Source organism: Microbacterium sp. ARD31 (genome assembly GCF_031844425.1).
The window spans coordinates 126,484-146,981 of record NZ_JAUZVE010000009.1; the positions used below are offsets into that span (position 1 = coordinate 126,484).

General features: G+C 72.6%; 18 protein-coding genes. 3 read left to right on the forward strand and 15 right to left on the reverse strand.

What is annotated here, in order from left to right; all coding sequences use genetic code 11:
- The first annotated feature begins 8 nt into the window (after nucleotides 1-8).
- Nucleotides 9-656, forward strand: coding sequence for a TetR/AcrR family transcriptional regulator (locus Q9S36_RS22060; RefSeq protein ID WP_311287002.1), 648 nt, complete (start codon nucleotides 9-11; stop codon nucleotides 654-656).
- 23 nt (nucleotides 657-679) lie between these two features.
- Here Q9S36_RS22060 and Q9S36_RS22065 read toward each other — a convergent pair whose 3' ends face one another.
- The 14 genes from Q9S36_RS22065 to zwf form a co-directional block, all read right to left on the reverse strand.
- On the reverse strand, nucleotides 680-1,696 hold the full coding sequence (locus Q9S36_RS22065) for a phosphatase domain-containing protein (RefSeq protein WP_311287003.1): 1,017 nt from the start codon (nucleotides 1,694-1,696) through the stop codon (nucleotides 680-682).
- 4 nt (nucleotides 1,697-1,700) lie between these two features.
- A complete protein-coding gene (locus tag Q9S36_RS22070) occupies nucleotides 1,701-2,693 on the reverse strand; it encodes an aldo/keto reductase (protein WP_311287004.1) in 993 nt (330 codons plus the stop codon).
- 9 nt (nucleotides 2,694-2,702) lie between these two features.
- Nucleotides 2,703-3,428, reverse strand: a complete 726-nt coding sequence (araD, locus tag Q9S36_RS22075; protein ID WP_311287005.1) for an L-ribulose-5-phosphate 4-epimerase AraD — start codon at nucleotides 3,426-3,428, stop codon at nucleotides 2,703-2,705.
- Nucleotides 3,428-4,939: an L-arabinose isomerase gene (gene araA / locus Q9S36_RS22080; protein ID WP_396653812.1), complete on the reverse strand. Its 1,512-nt coding sequence runs from the start codon at nucleotides 4,937-4,939 to the stop codon at nucleotides 3,428-3,430. Before araA ends, araD begins: the two co-directional genes overlap by 1 nt.
- Complete coding sequence (araB, locus tag Q9S36_RS22085) at nucleotides 4,936-6,654, reverse strand: ribulokinase (protein ID WP_311287006.1); 1,719 nt, start codon at nucleotides 6,652-6,654, stop codon at nucleotides 4,936-4,938. Before araB ends, araA begins: the two co-directional genes overlap by 4 nt.
- A gap of 3 nt (nucleotides 6,655-6,657) precedes the next feature.
- Entirely contained in the window at nucleotides 6,658-7,674 is a 1,017-nt protein-coding gene (locus tag Q9S36_RS22090; RefSeq protein ID WP_311287007.1) for a LacI family DNA-binding transcriptional regulator, read from the reverse strand.
- Complete coding sequence (yjfF, locus tag Q9S36_RS22095) at nucleotides 7,671-8,672, reverse strand: galactofuranose ABC transporter, permease protein YjfF (RefSeq protein ID WP_311287008.1); 1,002 nt, start codon at nucleotides 8,670-8,672, stop codon at nucleotides 7,671-7,673. Before yjfF ends, Q9S36_RS22090 begins: the two co-directional genes overlap by 4 nt.
- Complete coding sequence (locus tag Q9S36_RS22100; RefSeq protein WP_311287009.1) at nucleotides 8,669-9,718, reverse strand: ABC transporter permease; 1,050 nt, start codon at nucleotides 9,716-9,718, stop codon at nucleotides 8,669-8,671. The genes yjfF and Q9S36_RS22100 overlap by 4 nt, the downstream gene beginning before the upstream one ends.
- The gene (locus tag Q9S36_RS22105) at nucleotides 9,711-11,288 is read right to left on the reverse strand and encodes a sugar ABC transporter ATP-binding protein (RefSeq protein WP_311287010.1); all 1,578 of its coding nucleotides are present in this window, start codon (nucleotides 11,286-11,288) and stop codon (nucleotides 9,711-9,713) included. Before Q9S36_RS22105 ends, Q9S36_RS22100 begins: the two co-directional genes overlap by 8 nt.
- 82 nt (nucleotides 11,289-11,370) lie before the next feature.
- Nucleotides 11,371-12,366 (reverse strand): ABC transporter substrate-binding protein, encoded by a 996-nt coding sequence (locus tag Q9S36_RS22110; protein WP_396653813.1) that lies wholly within the window; start codon nucleotides 12,364-12,366, stop codon nucleotides 11,371-11,373.
- Between the two features lie 126 nt (nucleotides 12,367-12,492).
- Complete coding sequence (locus Q9S36_RS22115; protein ID WP_311287012.1) at nucleotides 12,493-13,512, reverse strand: LacI family DNA-binding transcriptional regulator; 1,020 nt, start codon at nucleotides 13,510-13,512, stop codon at nucleotides 12,493-12,495.
- A 10-nt stretch (nucleotides 13,513-13,522) separates the two neighbouring features.
- Nucleotides 13,523-14,164, reverse strand: a complete 642-nt coding sequence (gene eda, locus Q9S36_RS22120; protein WP_311287013.1) for a bifunctional 4-hydroxy-2-oxoglutarate aldolase/2-dehydro-3-deoxy-phosphogluconate aldolase — start codon at nucleotides 14,162-14,164, stop codon at nucleotides 13,523-13,525.
- Complete coding sequence (edd, locus tag Q9S36_RS22125) at nucleotides 14,148-16,025, reverse strand: phosphogluconate dehydratase (protein WP_311287014.1); 1,878 nt, start codon at nucleotides 16,023-16,025, stop codon at nucleotides 14,148-14,150. Before edd ends, eda begins: the two co-directional genes overlap by 17 nt.
- Nucleotides 16,022-17,500 carry a glucose-6-phosphate dehydrogenase gene (zwf, locus tag Q9S36_RS22130; protein ID WP_311287015.1) on the reverse strand — a complete coding sequence of 493 codons (1,479 nt, stop codon included), beginning with the start codon at nucleotides 17,498-17,500 and terminating at the stop codon, nucleotides 16,022-16,024. The genes edd and zwf overlap by 4 nt, the downstream gene beginning before the upstream one ends.
- 91 nt (nucleotides 17,501-17,591) lie before the next feature.
- On the opposite strand from zwf, the gene Q9S36_RS22135 reads away from it, so the two are divergent.
- Nucleotides 17,592-18,791 (forward strand): ROK family transcriptional regulator, encoded by a 1,200-nt coding sequence (locus Q9S36_RS22135; protein WP_311287016.1) that lies wholly within the window; start codon nucleotides 17,592-17,594, stop codon nucleotides 18,789-18,791.
- Here Q9S36_RS22135 and Q9S36_RS22140 read toward each other — a convergent pair whose 3' ends face one another.
- On the reverse strand, nucleotides 18,792-19,643 hold the full coding sequence (locus Q9S36_RS22140) for an NAD(P)H-binding protein (RefSeq protein WP_311287017.1): 852 nt from the start codon (nucleotides 19,641-19,643) through the stop codon (nucleotides 18,792-18,794).
- 126 nt (nucleotides 19,644-19,769) lie between these two features.
- On the opposite strand from Q9S36_RS22140, the gene Q9S36_RS22145 reads away from it, so the two are divergent.
- Complete coding sequence (locus Q9S36_RS22145) at nucleotides 19,770-20,477, forward strand: alpha/beta hydrolase (RefSeq protein ID WP_311287018.1); 708 nt, start codon at nucleotides 19,770-19,772, stop codon at nucleotides 20,475-20,477.
- Nucleotides 20,478-20,498: the final 21 nt, after the last annotated feature.

Genomic DNA, 20,498 nt, shown 5'->3' on the forward strand with positions numbered 1-20,498 from the left:
CTGGCAAGGTGCCCGGAGGAGTGGACCAGACAAGCGCGGACCGGAAGGCGTCCGCCGACGACGTACGCCGGCGGCTGCTCGAGATCGCCGCCCACATGGTGCGGGAGCAGGGGGCTTCGGCGCTGTCCGCGCGGAACCTGGCTGCCGCGGCCGGGACCTCCACCATGGCGGTCTACACGCACTTCGGCGGCATGCCCGGCCTGGTGCGCGCCATGGTGGCCGAGGGCTTCGACCGGCTCTACGCGCGGGTAGCGGCGGTGCCGGTCACCGACGACCCCGTCGAGGACCTCCGCAACGCCGCCGCGGCCTACCACGCCCACGCCCGCGCGGACCCCGACCTCTACGCCGTGATGTTCGGCTCCGCCACCCTCGGTGCCCACCGCCTGCACCGCGAGGACCGGATCGTGGGGCTGGACGCGTTCGTCCAGATCACCCAGTTCATGGAACGCGGCATGGCGGCGGGGGTGCTGCGGCAGGCGGACCCTGCGGCCGTGGCCGCCCAGTGGTGGACCGCCCTGCACGGCTTCGTGATGCTCGAGGTGACCCGGTTCATCGACGTCGTCGACGACGCCGAGGGCACCGTGCTGTGGCCCTTGATGAACAACCTGCTGAGCTCATTGATGGTGACGCCCGAGCTGCCGCGGGAGGACGTCTAGCGCCACGTCGGACGACGACCGGGTCAGAGCAGCCCGAGGCCGGCAGCGTGGCGGCGTACGGCGTCCGAGTCCGCAGCGAGCACGAAGGGCACGTCCGAGTCCCAGGCGTCGGTGACCTTCTCGACCCGCCCGTCGCCCGGGTCGAGGCGGACCTCGCGGATGTAGACGGCGAGGACGCGGTCGGGGTGCTCGCGCCCGATGTCGGCGTAGATCTGCGGGTCGTGCTCGCCGGAGTCGCCGATGAGGACGAAGCGCAGGTCGGGGTGGAGGTCGAGGATCTCCCGGATCCGGTCGTGCTTCTGCTCGCGACCGGCCGCGGTGCCGAGCAGGTCGCGCAGCAGCACCGGGCCGATCGGGAAGTCGCGGTGGCGGAGGAAGGCGAGCAGGAAGGAGTGCAGGTTCCACGGGCTCGACGAGACGTAGAACACCGGGTTCACGCCCGCGGCCAGGTCGCGGTAGAGCTCGGCGGCACCCGGGAACGGCGTCCGGGTGAGCGCGGACCCGGCGAACGTCTGGACGACCATCCGCAGCACCCGCTGCACGCCCGTCTGCAGGATCGTGTCGTCGACGTCGGAGACCACCCCGAAGCGCGCCGCGCCGGCGGGGACCCGCACCTCCACCTGCCCCTGCGCCGACGTCACGCCGCGGTAGTCGCCGGCCAGAGCGACGACCCCGCTCGTCCACGGGCTCGACAGCGAGGAGGGCGACGCCGGCACCCGGACGAGGAAGTAGCCCTCCCCGTCGGTGACGGCGTCGACCGACGCGTCGCCGACCGTCACCCGCAGCGGGACGCCGGGCAGCTCGTCGGTGAGGAAGTGCCGGACGGTCCGCCGCACGGCGGCCCGGACGCTCTCGTCCTCGACCGCCTCACCCGCGAGCGGGTTGTCCAGCACCCGTCCGCGTACGACGACGCCAGCAGGCCCGCCGTGCCCGATGTAGGGCTCGATCCGGAAGTGCGCCGGCGTCCGCGAGGCGGCACGCCTCAGCCGGCGCCGGTCCCACGCCGACTCGACCGCGACCACCCACCGCTGGAGGCCCACGACGTCACCAGCGACCGTGGACCTGTGCGCGGATGCGCCGGTCGTACAGCTCCCGCACGCCGTCCAGGAAGGACGACGGGAGCTCGCCGACGGACCCCGCGGCCGCGTTGGACTCCGCCTGCGAGACGTTGCGCGCGCCGGGGATGACCGTCGTGACGCCGGGCTGCTGCACGACCCAGGCGATCGCCGCCTGCGCCGGGGTGACGTCGAGCCCGGACGAGTCGACGAGGGCGGAGAACTCCTTCGCCGCCGAGACACCGGTCTCGTAGTCGACGCCCGAGAAGGTCTCGCCGACGTCGAAGGCGCTGCCGTCGCGGTTGTAGTGGCGGTGGTCGTCCTCGGCGAAGGTGGTGTCGAGGTCGTACTTCCCGGACAGCAGGCCCGAGGCGAGCGGGACCCGTGCGATGATCCCGACGCCGGCGTCGCGCGCGGCCGGCAGGACCGCGTCGAGCGGCTTCATCCGGAAGGCGTTGAGGATGATCTGGACGCTCGCGACGTGGGGCCGGGCGATCGCGCTCAGTGCCTGGTCGGCGGTCTCCACGCTGACGCCGTAGGCGGCGACGACGCCCTCCTCGACGAGCCGGTCGAGCACGTCGTAGGTCTCGTCGGCGTCGATGACCTCGCTCGGCGGGCAGTGCAGCTGGACCAGGTCGATCGTGTCGACGCCGAGGTTGCGGCGCGAGCGGTCCAGCCAGGCGCGGAAGTTCGACTCGACGTAGTTCGCCGGCACCTGGTCCATCCGGCGACCCATCTTGGTCGCGACGGTGAACCCGGCGTCGGGGTGCGCGGCGACGAAGCGGCCGACAAGCCGCTCGCTGCGGCCGTCGCCGTAGACGTCGGCGGTGTCGTAGAACGTCACACCGGCCTCGGCCGACGCCTCCAGGACCGCCAGCGCGTCCGACTCGCTGACGTCGCCCCAGTCGGCGCCGAGCTGCCAGGTGCCGAGGCCCACGACCGAGGCCGAGAACGGGGTGCGGGGGAAGGGACGGGTCTCCATGCCGCGAGCCTAGACGCCCGCCACCGCGGCCCGGCCGGGGTTCCCGTAGTAGGCGTCGGGGCCGTGCTTGCGGGTGAAGTGGCGTGCGAGGAGGTGGTCCGGCGACGCCGCCGCGGGATTCAGCGCGAGCGTGTGCAGCGCCATCTGCGCCACCGCCTCGAGCACCACCGAGTGCTCGACGGCCCTGGTGGCGCTCGCGCCCCAGGTGAAGGGTCCGTGCCCTGCGACCAGGGCGCCGGGGACGTCGGGGCGCATCGCCTCGACCAGCACCCGGCCGGTGTTGAGCTCGTAGTCGCGCTCGCACTCCTCCGCCGTCAGGGTGCGGGTCAGCGGCACCGGGCCGTTGAACGTGTCGGCGTGCGTGGTGCCGAGCATCGGGACCTCGCGGCCGGCCTGCGCGAAGGAGACGGCGTACGTCGAGTGGGTGTGCGCGACCCCGCCGAGGTCGGGGTGGGACAGGTAGAGCAGTCGGTGCGTCTCGCTGTCGGTGGACGGCTTGAGGTCGCCGGCCAGCACCCGCCCGGTCTCCACCTCCACCGGCACGAGGTGCTCGATCGACAGCTCGGCGTAGGGCACCCCGGACGGCTTGATGACGTAGATCCCGCGCTCGCGGTCGAGGCCGCTGACGTTGCCCCACGTCAGGGTCGCCAGGCCCTCACGTGGGATGACGAGGTTGGCCTCCAGCACCTCGCGGAGCAGGTCGTCGGGGACCAGGCCCGCCAGCTCGATGGCCATCACAGCCCCTCGGCGAGCCGGTGGTAGGCCGCGTTCCACCGCAGCTCACGCTTGAAGGTCCGCGGCGTGGTGTCGTCGTCGATGACGACCAGCTCGACGCCGGTCATCTCGGCGAAGTCCTCGAGGACCTCGACCCCCACCGCCCTGGAGAGCACCGTGTGGTGCGGGGCGCCGGCCATCAGCCACGCCTCCGCGGACGTGGACAGCGAGGGCCGCGGCTCCCACACCGCACAGGCGACCGGGAGGTTCGGGAGGTCGGCGTCGGGCTCGACCACGTCGATGTCGTTGACGGTGAGCCGGAAGCGGTCCCCGAGGTCGGACAGCCCCGCGACGACGGCCCGGCCCGGGTCCGCCGTGAACCGCAGCCGGACCGGGTCCTCGCGGCCGCCGATGGCCAGCGGGTGCACCTCCAGCGAGGGCCGCGCCGTGGTCAGGGTCGGGCAGACCTCCAGCATGTGCGCGCCGAGGACCTTCTCCTGCCCGGGGACCAGGTGGTATGTGTAGTCCTCCATGAACGAGGTGCCACCTGGCAGCCCCGCCGCCATGGTCTTCGTGGCCCGCAGCAGCACCGACGTCTTCCAGTCGCCCTCGCCGCCGAAGCCGTAGCTGTCGGCCATGAGCCGCTGCACGGCCAGCCCGGGCAGCTGGCGCAGTCCGCCGAGGTCCTCGAAGTTCGTGGTGAAGGCGCCGAAGCCGCCGGCGGTGAGGAACTGCCGCAGGCCCAGCTCGATCCGGGCGCCCTGGCGCAGCGAGTCGGCGCGATCGGCACCGGGCAGCAGCTCGGGTGCGACGGCGTAGGTGTCGACGTACTCCTGGACCAGCTTGTCGACGTCGGCGTCGGCCACCTCGTCGACCAGCGCCACCAGGTCGTTGACGCCGTAGGTGTTGACCGAGACGCCGAAGCGCAGCTGCGCCTCGACCTTGTCGCCCTCGGTGACCGCGACGTCGCGCATGTTGTCGCCGAAGCGCGCGAGCTTGAGGTGCGCGAGCTCGTGGCGGCCGAGCGCCGCGCGGGCCCACAGGGCGACGCGCTGGCCGACCACCGGGGAGTTCACGTGGCCGGCGACGGTCTTGCGGGCAACGCCGAGGCGGGACTGGATGTAGCCGAACTCCCGGTCGCCGTGGGCGGCCTGGTTGAGGTTCATGAAGTCCATGTCGATGGTCGACCACGGCAGCTCCATGCCGGCCTGGGTGTGCAGGTGGAGCAGCGGCTTGCGCAGCGCGTCGAGGCCGGCGATCCACATCTTCGCCGGCGAGAACGTGTGCATCCACGCGATCACGCCCACGCAGCCCGGGTCGGAGTTGGCGTCGAGCATCTGCCGGTGGATCGACGCCGCGTCGAGCAGCACCGGCTTCCAGACCACCTTCACCGGGAGGTCCCCGACCACGCCGAGCCGCTCGGCGATGGCCTGCGACTGCGTCGCGACCTGGTCCAGGGTCTCCGGGCCGTAGAGCCCCTGGCTCCCGGTGAGGAACCAGACCTCGGGGGCGGGCGCGGACGTCATGCTCATGAGGCACTTCCTTCTGCTGTGGCGTTGTGGGACCGGCGGGAGACGGCGTCACGCCGGATCGCCTTGAGCCGCCGCATGGTCGTGGTGGCGCGACCGAAGTGGTCGTGCAGGGCGAGGTACTGCTCGAACAGCGCGTCGTACGCCGCCGCGCGCGCGTCGTCGGGGAGGTAGACGTGGCGGCGCACCTTGCCCATCTGCTTGGCGGCAGCGGGTACGTCGTCGTAGGCGCCGGCGGCGACCGCCGCGTGGATCGCCGAGCCGAGCGCCGGGCCCTGCTCGGAGTCGATGATCGAGAGCGGCAGCCGGGTGACGTCGGCGTAGACCTGCATGAGCAGCGCGTTGCGCGCCAGCCCGCCGGCGACGATGAACTCCTCCACCGGCACCCCGCTGTCGCGGAACGTCTCGACGATGACGCGGGTGCCGAACGCGGTGGCCTCGAGCAGCGCGCGGTAGACGTCCTCGGCGCGGGTGGCGAGGGTCTGCCCGACGACCAGGCCGGAGAGCTCGTGGTCGACGAGCACCGAGCGGTTGCCGGAGTGCCAGTCGAGGACGACCAGCCCGTGCTCGCCGACCTCCTGGGCCGAGGCGAGGCGGGTCAGGTGCTCGTGCACCGACTCGCCGTTCCGGGCCGCCGCCTCCGCGACGTAGGCCGGGACACCGTGCTCGACGAACCAGCCGAAGATGTCGCCGACACCGCTCTGTCCGGCCTCGTAGCCCCAGAGCCCCTCGACGATGCCGCCGTCGACCACGCCGCACATCCCGGGCACCTCGCGGAGCACCTCGGCGTTCATCACGTGGCACGTGGACGTGCCCATGATCGCGACCATCTGACCCGACCCGACCGCCTGCGCCGCGGGGGCGGTGACGTGCGCATCGACGTTGCCGACGGCCACGGCGATGCCCTCGGGCAGCCCGGTCCATGCCGCGGCCTGCGCCGTCAGCGTGCCGGCCCGGTCGCCCAGCGCGCCGATGCGGTGCTCGAGCTTGTCGGTGACGAAGTCGCCGAAGCCCGGAGACAGCGCCGTGAGGAACTCCGGCGACGGGTAGGTCCCCTCCCGGCCGTCGAACCTCTGGTAGATCCCCTTGTAGCCGGCGGTGCAGGCGTTGCGGACGTAGGTGCCGCACAGCTGCCACACGATCCAGTCGGCCGCCTCGACCCAGTGCTCCATCCGGTCGTAGAGGGCGGGGTCCTCCTCGAACAGCTGGAGGCCCTTGGCGAACTCCCACTCCGAGGAGATCAGGCCTCCGTAGCGCGGCAGCCACGCCTCCTCGCGGACGCGGGCGAGCTCGTTGATGCGGTCGGCCTGGCCCTGGGCGGCGTGGTGCTTCCACAGCTTCACGTAGGCGTGCGGGCGGTCGGCGAGACCGTCGACCTCGTTGAGCGGGGTGCCGTCGGCGAGCGTCGGCACCATGGTGCAGGCGGTGAAGTCGGTGGCGATCCCGATCACGTCCGCCGGGTCGACCCCCGCGGCCGCGACCGCCGCCGGGACGGCGACCCGGAGCACCTCGCGGTAGTCCTCCGGCACCTGCAGCGCCCACTCCGGCGGCAGCGGTCGCTCCGAGCCCGCGAGCTCGGCAGGCAGCGCGCGCTCGAGCACCGCGTGCGGGTAGGGGTGCACGGCGGTTCCGAGCTCGGCGCCGTCGGAGACGCGCACCACCACGGCGCGACCCGAGAGCGTGCCGTAGTCCACGCCGACGACGTACTGGTCACTCATGGGTCAGGAGGTCCTCTCGGTGCTGGCGCGCACGACCAGCTCGGGCTTGATGAGTCGCTCGGGTCCGGGGTCCCCGGCGAGGGCAGCGCGCAGGATCTCGATGGCGCGCCGGCCGACGGCCTCGAAGTCCTGCCGCACGGTGGTGAGGGGCGGGACGAGGTACGCCGCCTCCGGGATGTCGTCGAACCCGACGACGCTGACGCCGCCGGGCCCGCCCGGCACGGCGCGCCCGGCCTCGCTCAGCGCGCGCAGCAGGCCGAGCGCCATCTGGTCGTTGGCGCAGAACACGGCGGTGACGTCCTCCCGGCGCGCGATGTCGCGGCCGAGCTCGAAGCCGCTCGCGGCCGACCAGTCGCCGGTGACGTGCTGCGAGGGCCGCAGCCCGGCGGCGTACATCGCGTCCTGCCACCCCTGCAGCCGGGCGCGGGCCTCGGTCCACTCCTGCGGGCCGGCCAGGTGGACGATGTCGGTGTGCCCGAGCTCGACGAGGTGGCGGGTCGCCGCCTCTGCGCCGGCCACCTGGTCGACGCCGACGGTCCACCGCGCCTTGGCGGGATCACCCTCGACGACGACCACCGGCACGCCCCACTGCTCCTGCCCGCGGGCCACCTCGACGGCGGCATCGGTGGCGTGGATGAGCACGATGGCCTCGACACCCTGGTGGCGCAGGTGGTCGATCGCGTCGACGAGCTCGTCGCGGGTCATGCTCTGGAGGTTGACCGAGCTGACGAAGTAGCCCGCGTCGCGACCGGCCGCCTGGATGGTCCGGTGCACCGTCGACGGACCCCAGTAGCCGCTCTTGGAGCCGATCACGCCGATGGTCGCGGACTTGCGGGTGACCAGCGCGCGGGCGGCGGTGTTGGGGCGGTAGCCCAGCTGGCGGATGGCCTCCTCGACCTTCTCCCGGGTCGCGGGCCGCAGGTTGTCCTGGCCGTTGATGACCCGGGACACGGTCTGGTGGGAGACCCCGGCGAGCCGCGCCACGTCGGCCATCACCGGCGTACGCCGGACCTCGCTCATGCCCGGCGCCTGGTCGCGAAGCGCTGCACCACGACGAAGCCGAGGAGCAGCACGCCCGTGATGATCCGGATCCAGTACGAGCTGAGGGTCCCGTCGAAGGAGATGAGGGTCTTGATGATGCCGAGCACCAGCACGCCGAGCAGCGAGCCGAGGACGTAGCCGCGCCCACCGGTGAGCAGGGTGCCGCCGATGACGACGGCCGCGATGGCGTCGAGCTCCATCCCGATCGCGTGGAGGCTGTTGCCTGAGAGGATGTAGAGCGAGAAGAGCAGGCCCGCCAGCGCGGCGCAGAAGCCGCTGATGACGTAGACGCCGACCTTGGTCGCGGCGACCCGCAGGCCCATCAGCATCGCGGACGCCTCGTTGCCGCCGATGGCGTAGACCGTCCGCCCGAACCGGGTGCGGGCCAGGACGTAGGCGGCGACCACGACGGTGGCCAGCGCGACGAGGGCGGTCCAGCGGACGTAGTAGTCACCGATCCAGACCGTCCGGAACGCCAGCTCGGTGAACGTGGGGTCCTTGATCGAGATCGACTCGACGCTGATCAGGTAGGTGAGGCCGCGGGCCAGGAACAACCCGGCCAGCGTCGCGATGAAGGGCTGGATGTCGAAGTAGTGGATCAGCAGCCCCATCAGCAGGCCGAGCAGCGTGCCGGTGGCCAGCACCGTGACCATCGAGAGCCAGGGCGACCAGCCGAGGTCGAGCGTCTTCGCCGCGATCATCGTCGAGAGCGCGACGACCGAGCCGACCGACAGGTCGATGCCGCCGGTGAGGATGACGAAGGTCATCCCGACGCCCAGCACGACCAGGAACGCGTTGTCGATGAGCAGGGACAGCAGGACCTGCGGGTCGGTGAGGCCGTCGTAGCGCATCCCGCCGACGCCGAACAGGCCGACGAACAGCGCCGCCGTCGCGATGATCGGCAGGTAGCGGTCGGGGGGTCGGTAGGTCCGCACCCGGTCCCAGGCCGAGGCGGTGGGGACGGTGACGGCGCTCATGCTGGGGCTCCGTTCGCGAGGGTCGGGGCGCCGGGCCTCCGCACGCGCAGCAGGGCGCGGGCCTTCGGCGACTGGAGGAGGCACACCGCGATCACCACGACGGCCTTGAAGAGGTAGTTGACCTCCGAGGGGATCCCGATGTTCGGGATGGTGCGGGTCAGGGTGGCGATGAAGAGCGCCCCGACGACGGTGCCGGCCAGGGAGAAGCGCCCGCCCATCAGCGAGGTGCCGCCGATGACCACGGCGAGGATCGCGTCGAGCTCGATCCACAGGCCCAGGCTGTTGGCGTTGACCGAGTTGGTGTTGGCGGCGATCACCAGGCCGGCGAGGCCCGCGCACAGGCCGGAGAAGGCGTAGACGGTCCAGATGATCGTGCGGGCGCGCACGCCGGCGAGCCGGCTGGCCTCGGGGTTGATGCCGACGGCCTCGATGAGCATGCCCAGCGCCGTGCGCCGGGTGAGCAGCGCGGTGAGCAGCACCATGCCGACGGCGATCAGGAACGCCAGCGGCAGCGTCAGCACGAACCCCGAGGCGAGGTCGCTGAACCAGGGGTTGTTGACGGTCGTGATCTGGCCGTCGGTGACGGCCATCGAGATGCCGCGTCCGGCCACCATCAGGATCAGCGTCGCGATGATCGGCTGGATGCCGAGGACCGAGACCAGCAGGCCGTTCCAGGCACCTAGCACCACGCAGACCACGACGGCGTACGTCGTCGCCATCACGGCGGTGCTGAGCGCGCCCTCGTCGCCGGCACCGATGATCCGGGTGCAGGCGACCGCCGCGGCGATGGCGGCGATCGCGCCGACGGAGAGGTCGATGCCGCGGGTCGCGATGACCAGCGTCATGCCGAGCGCGACCAGCATCACCGGCGCGCTGTTGCGGACGATGTCGACGAGGTTGCCGTAGAGGTGGCCGTCCTGCATGCGTACGTCGAGGAAGGCCGGCTTGGCGACGACGTTGACCAGCAGCAGCACGACCAGCGCGAGCACCGGCCACAGCAGCTGGTGGCGCAGGACCCGCTGGGCGAGGGTGGGTGTGTCAGGCATCGGGCTCCTCCTCGGCGCGGGCCTCGCCCGCGATGACCTCGAGGACGTCGCGGACGCTGACCTCGTCGTTGACCTGCTCGTGGATCTTGCGGCGGTCGCGCATCACCACGAGCCGGTCGCTGAGCCGCAGGACCTCCTCCAGCTCGGCGGAGATGAAGACGACGGACATCCCCTGCGCGGCGAGCTCGGCGACCTTGGCCTGGATCTGGGCCTTCGCGCCGATGTCGATGCCGCGGGTGGGCTCGTCGAGGATCAGGATCTCGGGGTCGGTGATCAACCAGCGGGCGAGCAGGACCTTCTGCTGGTTGCCCCCGGACAGGTGGCGCATCAGGGCCATCGGGTCCGCCGGGCGGATGTCGAGCGCCTCGATGTAGTCCCGGACCAGCCGCGTGCGGGCGGCCTGCGGGATGGGCCGGAGCCAGCCGCGCGAGGCCTGCAGCGCGAGCAGCATGTTGTCGGCCACGGTCAGGTCGCCGACCACGCCCTCGGCCTTGCGGTCCTCGCTCGAGAAGGCGATCCGCCGGTCGATGGCGTGCCGGGGGCTGCGCAGGCGGCGCCGCTCGGAGCGGACCGTCAGCTCGCCGGTGTCGGCGGTGTCGGCGCCGAAGAGCAGCCGGGCCAGCTCGGTGCGGCCGGAGCCGAGCAGGCCGGCGATCCCGACGACCTCGCCCTCGAACAGTGCGAGGTCGGTCGCCTCGAGGGTGTTCTTGCGGCCCAGCCCGACCGCGGTGAGCACCGGGGTGCCGGACTCGCCGGCGGTCTGCGGGGCGGCGCGGTCGAGCCGGTCGAGCACCTCGAGCTCGCGGCCGATCATCAGGCGCACGAGCTCGAGCTGCGTGGTGTCGGCGACCATCCGCTCCTCGACGAGGCGGCCGTTGCGCAGGATCGTCATCCGGTCCGCGATCTCGTAGACCTGGTCGAGGAAGTGGGAGACGAAGACGATCGCGACCCCCTCCTCGCGCAGACGGCGCATGACGGCGAAGAGCTTCTCCACCTCGTCGGCGTCGAGGCTCGAGGTCGGCTCGTCGAGGATCAGCACCTTGGCCTCGACGTCGACCGCACGGGCGATCGCCACGAGCTGCTGCACGGCGATCGGGTGCTCGTCGAGGACCGTGCGGGGGTCGACGTCGATGCCGAGGTGGAGCAGCGTGCGGCGGGCCCGGCGGTTCATCTCCCGCACGTCGATCGACCCGAAGCGGCGCGGCTCGCGGCCGAGCAGCATGTTCTCCGCGACGGTCAGGTTCGGCACCAGGTTGACCTCCTGGTAGACCGTGCTGATGCCGGCGGCCTGGGCGGCTGCCGGGCTGGAGAACTCGTGCTGCTCGCCCTCGATCGTGACGACGCCCGCGTCGATGCCGTACACGCCGGTGAGGGCCTTGATGAGGGTCGACTTGCCGGCGCCGTTCTCGCCCATCAGGGCGTGCACCTCGCCCGGGAAGAGCCGCACGGACACCCCGTCGAGCGCGCAGACGGCACCGAAGGTGATGGAGATGTCGCGCATCTCGATCACCGGCGGCCGGTCCGGCGTGGGCACGGGCGTGGGTCTGGCCGGCGTCCTCATCTGGGTCATCTCGTTCCTCCCTGCCTCGGGTCGGCGTCGGGCGCGCGGCGCGGCCCGCGGGTGGCGCGGGCCGCGCTGCTGGTCGGGCGGGTCAGTACTGCCGGTCCGGCAGGACTTCCTTGGCCTGCTCCTGCGTGAAGGTGCCCTCCTCGGTGACCACGCGCTCGGGGACCTCCTCGCCGTCGAGGACCTTCTGGGCCAGGTCCATCAGCTGGGGACCGAGCAGCGGGTTGCACTCGACGATGAAGTTGATCTTGCCGTCGGCGAGGGCCTGCATGCCGTCCTTGACCGCGTCGATCGTGATGATCTTGATGTCCTTGCCGGGCTCGAGGCCGGCCGCCTCGATCGCCTCGATGGCGCCGAGGCCCATGTCGTCGTTGTGGGCGAAGACCACGTCGATGCTGTCGTCGGACTGCAGGAAGGACTCCATCACCTGCTTGCCGCCGTCACGGGTGAAGTCGCCGGTCTGGGACGCGGTGACCTCGATCGAGTCGTCGGCGGCGATCTTCTCGGCGAAGCCCTCGGCCCGGTCGATGGCCGGGGCCGCGCCGGTGGTGCCCTCGAGCTGGACGACGTTGACCGTGCCGTCGCCGTCGACGTCGGCGTCCTTCGCGTTCTCGACCAGCCATTCGCCGGCCTTCTCCCCCTCGAGGACGAAGTCAGAGCCGAGGAAGGTCTCGTAGAGGGAGGTGTCCTCGACGTCGACCGCCCGGTCGGTGAGGATCACCGGGATGCCGGCGGCCTTGGCCTCCTGCAGCACGGCGTCGAAGCCGGTCTCGACGACGGGGCTGAAGGCGATGATGTCGACCTTCTGCTGGATGTAGGACCGGATCGCGGCGATCTGGTTCTCCTGCTTGCCCTGGGCGTCGGTGAACTTGAGCTCGATGCCCTCCTGCTTCGCGGTGTCCTGGATGGACTTGGTGTTCGCGGTGCGCCAGCCGCTCTCGGCCCCGACCTGGGCGAACCCCATGGTGATGGTGCCGTCGTCGCTGGCCGAGTCAGAGCTCGCGTCGCTGCTCCCGCAGCTGGTGAGAGCGAAGGTGCTCAACGTGATCGCCGTCGCGGCGACCAGGGTCTTCTTCACCACTGTCTTTCCTCCACATCGATGGGGCGGGGCCGCCCGTGTGACTGGCGTCACGTGCGATGAGTGTGAGCGCTAACATTTGGTCCCGTCAAGGGCTCTGACCCATTTGGGGGACTCAGATGTGAACGTTCACCCGGGGCGGGCAGTGGACCGCCGCACCGTGAGGGTCGGCGCGATCGGGTCGCGGACGGCGTCGTCCTCGCCGCGCACGGCGGCCAGCGCCACCGCGAGCGCGCGCCGGCCCAGCTCGGCGAAGTCCTGCGCGACCGTGGTCAGCGGCGGCCAGAAGTACGCCGCCTCGGGCAGGTCGTCGAACCCCACGACGCTGACGTCCTCGGGCACCCGCCGGCCGCGCTCGTGCAGGGCGTTGAGCAGGCCGAGCGCCATCGAGTCGTTGCCGGCGAAGACCGCGGTGACGTCCGGGTCCTCGGCGATCAGGAGTCCCGCCCGGTGGCCGCTCGCGGGAGACCAGTCGCCGGTCAGCTCCGGCCCCGGCAGCAGCCCCCGCTCCTCGTGGGCGCGGCGCCAGCCGGCCCGCCGCTGCTCGGCCTCCACCCAGTCGGAGGGACCGGCGAGGTGGGCGACGTGGCGGTGCCCCAGGTCGAGGAGGTGGCCGACGGCCAGCACCGCGCCGGCCTCCTGGTCGATGCTCGCCGAGAGCGGGGTGCCCGCCGCGACGCCCTGGACGGTGACGATCGGGACGGGGAGCTGGAGTGACCGGGTGAGCTCCGCGGCCTCCCGGTGGGCGACCGCCACGACGATCGCCTCGACGGCCTGGTCGGAGAGCCGGTCGACGGCGTGGTCGAGGAGCTCGGCCGAGAACTCCGGCACACCGATGAGCGAGACGTCGTACCCGGCGGCGTACCCGGCCTCCTGCACGCCCAGCGCGATCATGCTCGGGCCGTGCAGCCCGAGGTGGGCGGTGACCATCCCGATGCGGTGCGAGCGGTTGGTGGCCAGGATGCGCGCGGCGTAGTTGCGGCGGTAGCCGAGCTCCTCGATGGCGGCGAGCACGCGCAGCCGCGTCTCCTCCTTGACCAGCGAGGCGTCGTTGAGCACGCGCGAGACGGTCTGGTGCGAGACACCGGCCCGTTCGGCGACCTGCGCCATGCTCGGGGAGCGCCCTCCTCGTCGGCTGCCGTTCCCCATGCGGCGCATCCTAGGTGCCGAGCGCGGCCCCCTCCCGGGCGAGCGTCGTCACGCGGTCCCAGTCCTGGGCGGCGAGGGCGTCGGAAGGGGTCAGCCACGACCCACCGACGCAGCCCACGTTGGGCAGGGCGAGGTACGACGCCGCGGTGGCGGCAGTGATGCCGCCGGTGGGGCAGAACCGGGCGGCCGGGACGGGCGAGGCGATCGACCGCAGGTACGCCGCCCCGCCGGACGCCTCGGCGGGGAAGAACTTCATCTCCGTCACGCCGGCCTCGAGGACCGCCATCACCTCCGACACCGTCGCCGTGCCGGGCAGGAACGGCACGCCCGAGGCGCCCATCGCTCCCAGCAGCGACGGGGTCGCCCCCGGGGAGACGAGGAACTGGGCCCCGGCCCCCACGGCCTGGTCGACCTGGACCGGGGTCAGCACGGTGCCCGCCCCGACGGTGATCTCCGGGACCTCGGCGGCGATCGCCGCGAGCGCCTCGAGCGCCACCGGCGTGCGCAGCGTCAGCTCGATCACCGGCAGGCCGCCGGCGACGAGCGCCCGGGCGACCGGGACGGCGTGCGCGACGTCGTCGAGGACGACCACGGGGACGACCGGCGCGAGGGACAGGACCGAGGCGGGCCGCTGGTCAGACGTGCTGGGCAAGGGGAGCCTCCTCCGAGGGGGCGGGCAGGGGACGGATGACGCTCGCACCGGTCTCGGCGGTGCCGACGATGGCGCGGAAGCCGGAGAACAGCTCGCGCCCGGTGCCCGCCCACTCCACGTCGTGCGGGGCGCGGCCGGTCGTCTCGCGGCGGTCCAGGTCGGCGTCGGACAGCGCGACCTCCAGGACACCCGCGTCGGCGTCGACGGTGAGCAGGTCGCCGTCGCGCACGCGGGCGATCGGACCCCCCAGCGCGGCCTCAGGGGTGACGTGGATGGCGGCGGCGACCTTGCCGGACGCCCCGGACATCCGGCCGTCGGTGACGATCGCGACCTGCTGCCCGCGGTCCTGCAGCACGCCCAGGACCGGCATGAGCTTGTGCAGCTCGGGCATGCCGTTGGCCGCGGGCCCCTGGTAGCGCACCACGGCGACGAGGTCGCGCCCGTCGAGCCTGCCCTCGGCGAAGGCGGCGAGGAAGTCGGCCTGGTCGTCGAAGACCATGGCCGGGGCGGTGACGACGCGGTGCTCCGGTCGGACCGCCGAGGTCTTCACCACGGCACGACCGAGCCGGCCGGACAGCATCCGCAGGCCCCCGTCCGCGGCGAACGGGTCGTCGGCGCCCCGCAGGACGGCGGTGTCGAGGGAGGCCTTCGGCCCCTCCTCCCAGGTGACGCGGTCCCCGTCGAGGCGGGCCTCGCTGGTGTGGCGCCACAGCCCGCGGCCGGAGACGGTCAGCACGTCGTCGTGGAGGTAGCCGTGCTTGAGCAGCGTGTGCACCAGGAACGGCGTGCCGCCGGCGGCGACGAAGTGGTTGATGTCGGCCGAGCCGTTGGGGTAGATCCGCGTCAGCAGCGGCACGGCCGCCGACAGGTCCGACAGGTCGTCCCACGTCAGCGTGATGCCGGCCGCGGACGCGATCGCCACGAGGTGCATCGTGTGGTTGGTCGAGCCGCCGGTGGCCAGCAGGGCGACGCAGGCGTTGACGATCGCCTTCTCGTCGACCAGCCGGCCGACCGGCGTCGGCTCCCCGCCTGCTGCGGTGATGGCGACGGCCCGCTCCCCCGCGGCGCGCGTCAGTGCCTCACGCAGGGGCGTGCCCGGGTTGGCGAACGTCGCGTCCGGCAGGTGCAGCCCCATCACCTCCATCAGCATCTGGTTGCTGTTGGCGGTGCCGTAGAACGTGCAGGTGCCCGCCGAGTGGTAGGACGCCGCCTCCGCCTCCAGCAGCTCCTCGCGGCCGACCTTGCCCTCGGCGTAGAGCTGGCGCACGCGGGCCTTCTCCCCGTTGGGCAGCCCCGACGGCATCGGGCCGGCCGGGACGAAGACGGTCGGCAGGTGGCCGAACGAGAGCGCGCCGATCAGCAGCCCGGGCACGATCTTGTCGCAGACGCCGAGCATCATCGCGGCGTCGAACATGTCGTGCGAGAGCGCCACCGCCGTCGACATCGCGATGAGGTCGCGGCTGAACAGCGAGAGCTCCATCCCGGCGCGCCCCTGAGTGATGCCGTCGCACATCGCCGGCACCCCGCCGGCGAACTGGGCGAGCCCACCCGCCCGGACGATGGCCTTCTTCAGGACCTCCGGGACGTCCCGGAACGGCTGGTGCGCCGAGAGCATGTCGTTGTAGGACGACACGATCGCGACGTTGGGCTTGCGACCGGACTTCAGGCCCTCCTTCACCGGTCCCTCGGCGGCCGCGAAGCCGTGGGCGAGGTTGGCGCAGGCCAGGCGGCCCCGGGCCGGCCCGGCGCTGGTGGCGGCCGCGACGCGCTCGAGGTACGCCGCCCGCGTGCGGGCGCTCCGCCGGGCGATGCGGTCGGTCACCTCGGCGACGACGGGGTGGACGGGGTGGACGGTGCTCATGCGGTCTCCTGCCAGGATCGGCCGTCGCGCTCCATGAGCGTCGTGGCGGCTGCGGGTCCGTCGGTGCCGGCGGGGTAGCGCCGGGGTCGGTGGGTCGGGCGCGACCAGTGGTCGAGGATCGGGGCGACCCAGGTCCAGGCGGCCTCGACCTCGTCGCGCCGCATGAAGAGCGTCGTGTTGCCCCGGACGACGTCCATGAGCAGGCGCTCGTAGGCGTCCGGCGAGCGGGCGCCGAAGGCCGCCGCGTAGCTGAGGTCGAGCGACACCGGGTGCAACCGGATCCCTCCGGGCCCGGGCTCCTTCGCCGTCATGTGCAGCCGCATCCCCTCGTCGGGCTGGACCCGGATGTGCAGGCGGTTGGGCTCGGTGGGTCCCTCGCTGTTCGGGAACATCGCGTGCGGCGGCTCCTTGAAGACCACCACGATCTCCGAGACGCGCTCGGGCATCCGCTTGCCGGTCCGCAGGTAGAACGGCACGCCCGCCCAGCGCCAGTTCTGCACCTCGGTGCGCAGCGCGACGAAGGTCTCGGTGTCGGAGGGGCCGCCCACCTCGTCGACGTACGCCCGCGCGGGTGCGCCGTCGCAGAGCCCGACGCCGTACTGGCCGGCGACGACGTCGCGGTCGACGAGCTCGGGCGTCATCGGGCGCAGCGCCTGCAGCACCTTGAGCTTCTCGTCGCGCACGGTCTCGCGGTCGACGTAGGTCGGAGGCTCCATCGCCACGAGGCACAGCAGCTGCAGCAGGTGGTTCTGGACCATGTCGCGCAGGGCGCCGGACCGGTCGTAGTAGGCCCCACGCTCGCCCACGCCGATCGTCTCGGCGGCGGTGATCTGGACGTGGTCGACCCAGCGGCTGTTCCACAGCGGCTCGAGGAAGGTGTTCGCGAACCGGGTGACGAGCAGGTTCTGGACGCTCTCCTTGCCGAGGTAGTGGTCGATGCGGAAGATGCTCGACTCGTCGAAGACCCGGCCGACGGCCTCGTTGATGGCGCGGGCGCTGGCCAGGTCGGTGCCGACGGGCTTCTCGAGGACGACCCGCGAGCGCTCGGTCACCAGGCCGACCTCGTCGAGGTGCTCGCAGATGGTGCCGAACAGCCCGGGGGCGACGGCGAGGTAGAAGACGCGGATGACGTCGTCGCCGACCGCACCGTCCTTGAGGCGGGCGTGCAGGAGGTGCCAGTCCGCGACGTCCTCGATGTCGAGCGCCACGTGGTGCAACCGGCCGAGCAGCCGGTCGACGACGTCGTCGTCGAGGTCCTGCGCGCGGACGTGGTGGACGAGCGCGTCGCGCACCATCGCGCGGTACGCCTCGTCGTCGGCGTCGGACCGGGACACCCCGATCACCCGGAAGCCGTCGGGCAGCTGGCCGTCGCGGTCGCGGAGGTAGAGGGCCGGGAGCAGCTTGCGCAGGGCGAGGTCGCCCGTGCCCCCGAAGACGGTGAAGTCGCAGGGCTCGACGGCCGAAGGGAAGACCATGGAGCGGGACGCTACGGACCATTCCGTTCATTCGCAACGTAACTTCGGTTTCTTCTGTACTTATCTCAGGGGATGACACAATCTGGGCACCATGTCCCTCGCACCCGTCCCGCCGCCCCAGCCCACCAGCGCGGGCGAGCTGCTCGCGTTGATCCGCTCCGGGCGGGCGACCACGCGTGGGGAGCTCGGGCGTGTCACTGGCCTGTCCCGGACCGCCGTCACGGCCCGGCTCGCCACCCTCGAGCGGGCGGGGCTGGTCGTCGGGGGCGAGCAGGAGTCCGCCACCGGCGGGCGCCCCGCCGGCACGCTCGTGCTCAACGCCGGCGCTGGGGTGGTGCTGGCGGTCGCGCTGGGCCGCAGCCGCTCGCAGGTGGCCGTCCACGACCTCGACGGCTCCGAGCTCGCCTCGGTGAGCCACGAGCAGGAGGTGGGGGCCGGCCCGCACGAGGTGATGCCGGTCGTGGTCCGGCACCTCGCCGAGCTGCTGGCCTCCCTCGGCCGCTCGCCCGACGACGTGAGGGGCGTCGGCATCTCCCTGGCGGGCGTCGTCGACGCCGAGCGGCTGATGAGCGCCGACTCGCCTGCACTCGCCGGGTGGGACGGCGTCCCGCTGGCTCCCTACGTGCGCCAGGTGACCTCCGCGCCGGTGCTCATCGACACCGACTGCAACGTCATGGCCCTCTCCCAGCTGCGCGTCGCGCCCACCACCCTCGACGAGCGCGACGACGCGCTCGTCCTCAAGGCGTCCACCGGCATCGGGCTCGGACTGGTCGCCGACGGCCGGATCGTGCGCGGGCACCGCGGCGCCGCGGGGCAGCTCGGGCACGTCAAGGTCGCCGCGGCCGCCGGCCTGCCGTGCCGGTGCGGAGACGTGGGCTGCCTCGAGGCCGTCGCCGGCGGCTGGGCCCTCGTCGAGGCACTCGGCAGCGACGAGGTGCACCACGTCCGCGACCTCGTCACCCGCGCCGTCGGGGGCGACGGCCGCGCGCGGGCCGTCGTACGCGAGTCGGGGCGCCACGTCGGCGAGGCCCTCGCCGCCATCGTCATCGTCACGAACCCGCGCGTGGTCGCCGTCGGCGGCGACATGGCCGGCGCCTTCGACGTGTTCTCCGCCGGCCTGCGCGAGGGGCTCTTCGCCAGCACGACGGCCCTGGCGGGCCGCGACCTGCAGGTGGTCCCGGTGGCCCACGGCGAGCGGGCCGGGCTGGTCGGGTGCGCGCAGCTCGCCCTGGACGAGGTGCTGTCCCCCACCGCGGTCGACGCGGCGCTCAGCGCCCCGAGACGCGGCTGATCAGGTCGCTGCGGCCGCGGGGGCGAGGACCTCGGCGGCGAACTCGCGCAGCGTGCGCGGCGGGCGCCCCGTCACCTGCTCGACCGTGTCGGTGAGCGTGCCGAACATCCCCGTCCGGATGCGGTCGTAGGCGCCCTCGTCGTTGCGGCGCTGGAAGTCGTCGTCGACCCCCGCGAGCGCCTCGTCCATCGTCAGCTCGACGGGTCGCACGGTGCGCCCCAGCACCGAGCCGAGCACCTCGGCGGTCTCGACGAGGGTCAGCGCCTCGGGGCCGGTGAGCTCGTGGACCCGGCCGGCGTGCCCGTCCTCGAGCAGGGCACGCGCCGCCACGGCGGCGATGTCGCGGCTGTCGATCCAGGACACGGCCGCGCCCGCGGTCACCAGTGGCAGCCGGCCCTCCTGCACGAGGTCGTCGAGGAAGAAGCGCGGGTCGGCGAGGACCTGCATGAACCACCCCGGGCGCAGGATCGTCCACGGCCGCCCTCCCTCACGGACGGCCCGCTCGACGCGGGGCGCCCAGTCGTCCGGACCGAAGTAGCCGCGGTCGAGCTCGGACAGCAGGACCACCCTGGCCGAGTCCGGGGTCGTCGCGACGAGGTCGGCGACGAGCTCGGGCGCGTCCGCGCGGTCGGGGCGCACCACGAAGACGCCATGCACCCCGTCCACGGCGCCCGGCCACGTGGTCGGGTCGTCCCAGTCGAAGCGCACCGGCCGGGCAGCCGCAGTGCTCGCACGCAGGAGACACGGGTCCCGCGTCCCGGCGCGGACGACGATGCCCGGCTCCTGCGCCAGCAGGTCGGTCAGCGGGGCGCCCGTCTTGGCACGGGCGCCGGTGACGAGGACGTCGGTCATGCGGTGCCTCACTCTCGCGCGAGCGGTGGTCGGGTGACCCCAGTATCCGTCCCGGCCCACATACCTTGACGCCCGCCGTCCGCCGCTGCAATATATTGCATATCAATTCCGACCCAAGGAGATCCCATGACCAGCACCGCAGGCATCACCAACGTCGTCCTCGTCCACGGCGCGTTCGCCGACGGCTCCGGCTGGCGGGGGGTCCACGACCGGCTGACGCAACGCGGGTTCCGCGTGAGCATCGTGCAGAACCCGCTGACGTCTCTCGAGGACGACGTCGCCGCCACGCGCCGGGTGCTCGACCTGCAGGACGGCCCGACGATCCTGGTCGGCCACTCGTGGGGCGGGACGGTCATCACCGAGGCCGGCGTCCACGACAAGGTGGCCGGCCTGGTCTACGTCGCAGCCCTCGTCCCTGACGCGGGCGAGGACTCCAACCAGCTCTACGAGGGCTTCGCCGAGACGCCCGACTTCGTGATCGACGTCGGGGACGACGGCTACGGCTTCCACAACCACGCGGCGTTCCAGCAGGGCTTCGCCGCGGACGCCAGCGACGCCGACGCCGCGTTCCTGCGCGACAGCCAGGTGCCGATCAACATGGCGGTCTTCGGCCAGACGGTCTCCCAGGCCGCGTGGCGGCAGAAGCCGAGCTGGGCGGTCTTCGGGACCGAGGACAGGGCGTTCGACCAGGCCATGCTGCGCCACATGGCGGAGCGGGCCGGCGCGACCATCACCACCGTGCCGGGCAGCCACGCGGCGTACGCCACCCAGGCCGACGCCGTCGCCGAGGTGATCGTCAGCGCTGCCGAGAACGCCGGCACCGCGGCGCTTTGACGCCGGTCGGCATGCGATGTG

What these genes read in the sequence shown, in the direction of transcription:
- araD (WP_311287005.1), bottom strand. Translation starts at nt 3,428, where the DNA reads ATGGCCATCGAGCTGGCGGGCCTGGTCCCCGACGACCTGCTCCGCGAG.
- araB (WP_311287006.1), bottom strand. Translation starts at nt 6,654, where the DNA reads ATGAGTGACCAGTACGTCGTCGGCGTGGACTACGGCACGCTCTCGGGT.
- Q9S36_RS22090 (WP_311287007.1), bottom strand. Translation starts at nt 7,674, where the DNA reads ATGAGCGAGGTCCGGCGTACGCCGGTGATGGCCGACGTGGCGCGGCTC.
- yjfF (WP_311287008.1), bottom strand. Translation starts at nt 8,672, where the DNA reads ATGAGCGCCGTCACCGTCCCCACCGCCTCGGCCTGGGACCGGGTGCGG.
- Q9S36_RS22100 (WP_311287009.1), bottom strand. Translation starts at nt 9,718, where the DNA reads ATGCCTGACACACCCACCCTCGCCCAGCGGGTCCTGCGCCACCAGCTG.
- Q9S36_RS22135 (WP_311287016.1), top strand. Translation starts at nt 17,592, where the DNA reads ATGTCCCTCGCACCCGTCCCGCCGCCCCAGCCCACCAGCGCGGGCGAG.
- Q9S36_RS22070 (WP_311287004.1), bottom strand. Translation starts at nt 2,693, where the DNA reads ATGGAGACCCGTCCCTTCCCCCGCACCCCGTTCTCGGCCTCGGTCGTG.
- zwf (WP_311287015.1), bottom strand. Translation starts at nt 17,500, where the DNA reads ATGGTCTTCCCTTCGGCCGTCGAGCCCTGCGACTTCACCGTCTTCGGG.
- Q9S36_RS22145 (WP_311287018.1), top strand. Translation starts at nt 19,770, where the DNA reads ATGACCAGCACCGCAGGCATCACCAACGTCGTCCTCGTCCACGGCGCG.
- Q9S36_RS22105 (WP_311287010.1), bottom strand. Translation starts at nt 11,288, where the DNA reads ATGACCCAGATGAGGACGCCGGCCAGACCCACGCCCGTGCCCACGCCG.
- Q9S36_RS22140 (WP_311287017.1), bottom strand. Translation starts at nt 19,643, where the DNA reads ATGACCGACGTCCTCGTCACCGGCGCCCGTGCCAAGACGGGCGCCCCG.
- edd (WP_311287014.1), bottom strand. Translation starts at nt 16,025, where the DNA reads ATGAGCACCGTCCACCCCGTCCACCCCGTCGTCGCCGAGGTGACCGAC.
- araA (WP_396653812.1), bottom strand. Translation starts at nt 4,939, where the DNA reads ATGAGCATGACGTCCGCGCCCGCCCCCGAGGTCTGGTTCCTCACCGGG.
- Q9S36_RS22115 (WP_311287012.1), bottom strand. Translation starts at nt 13,512, where the DNA reads ATGGGGAACGGCAGCCGACGAGGAGGGCGCTCCCCGAGCATGGCGCAG.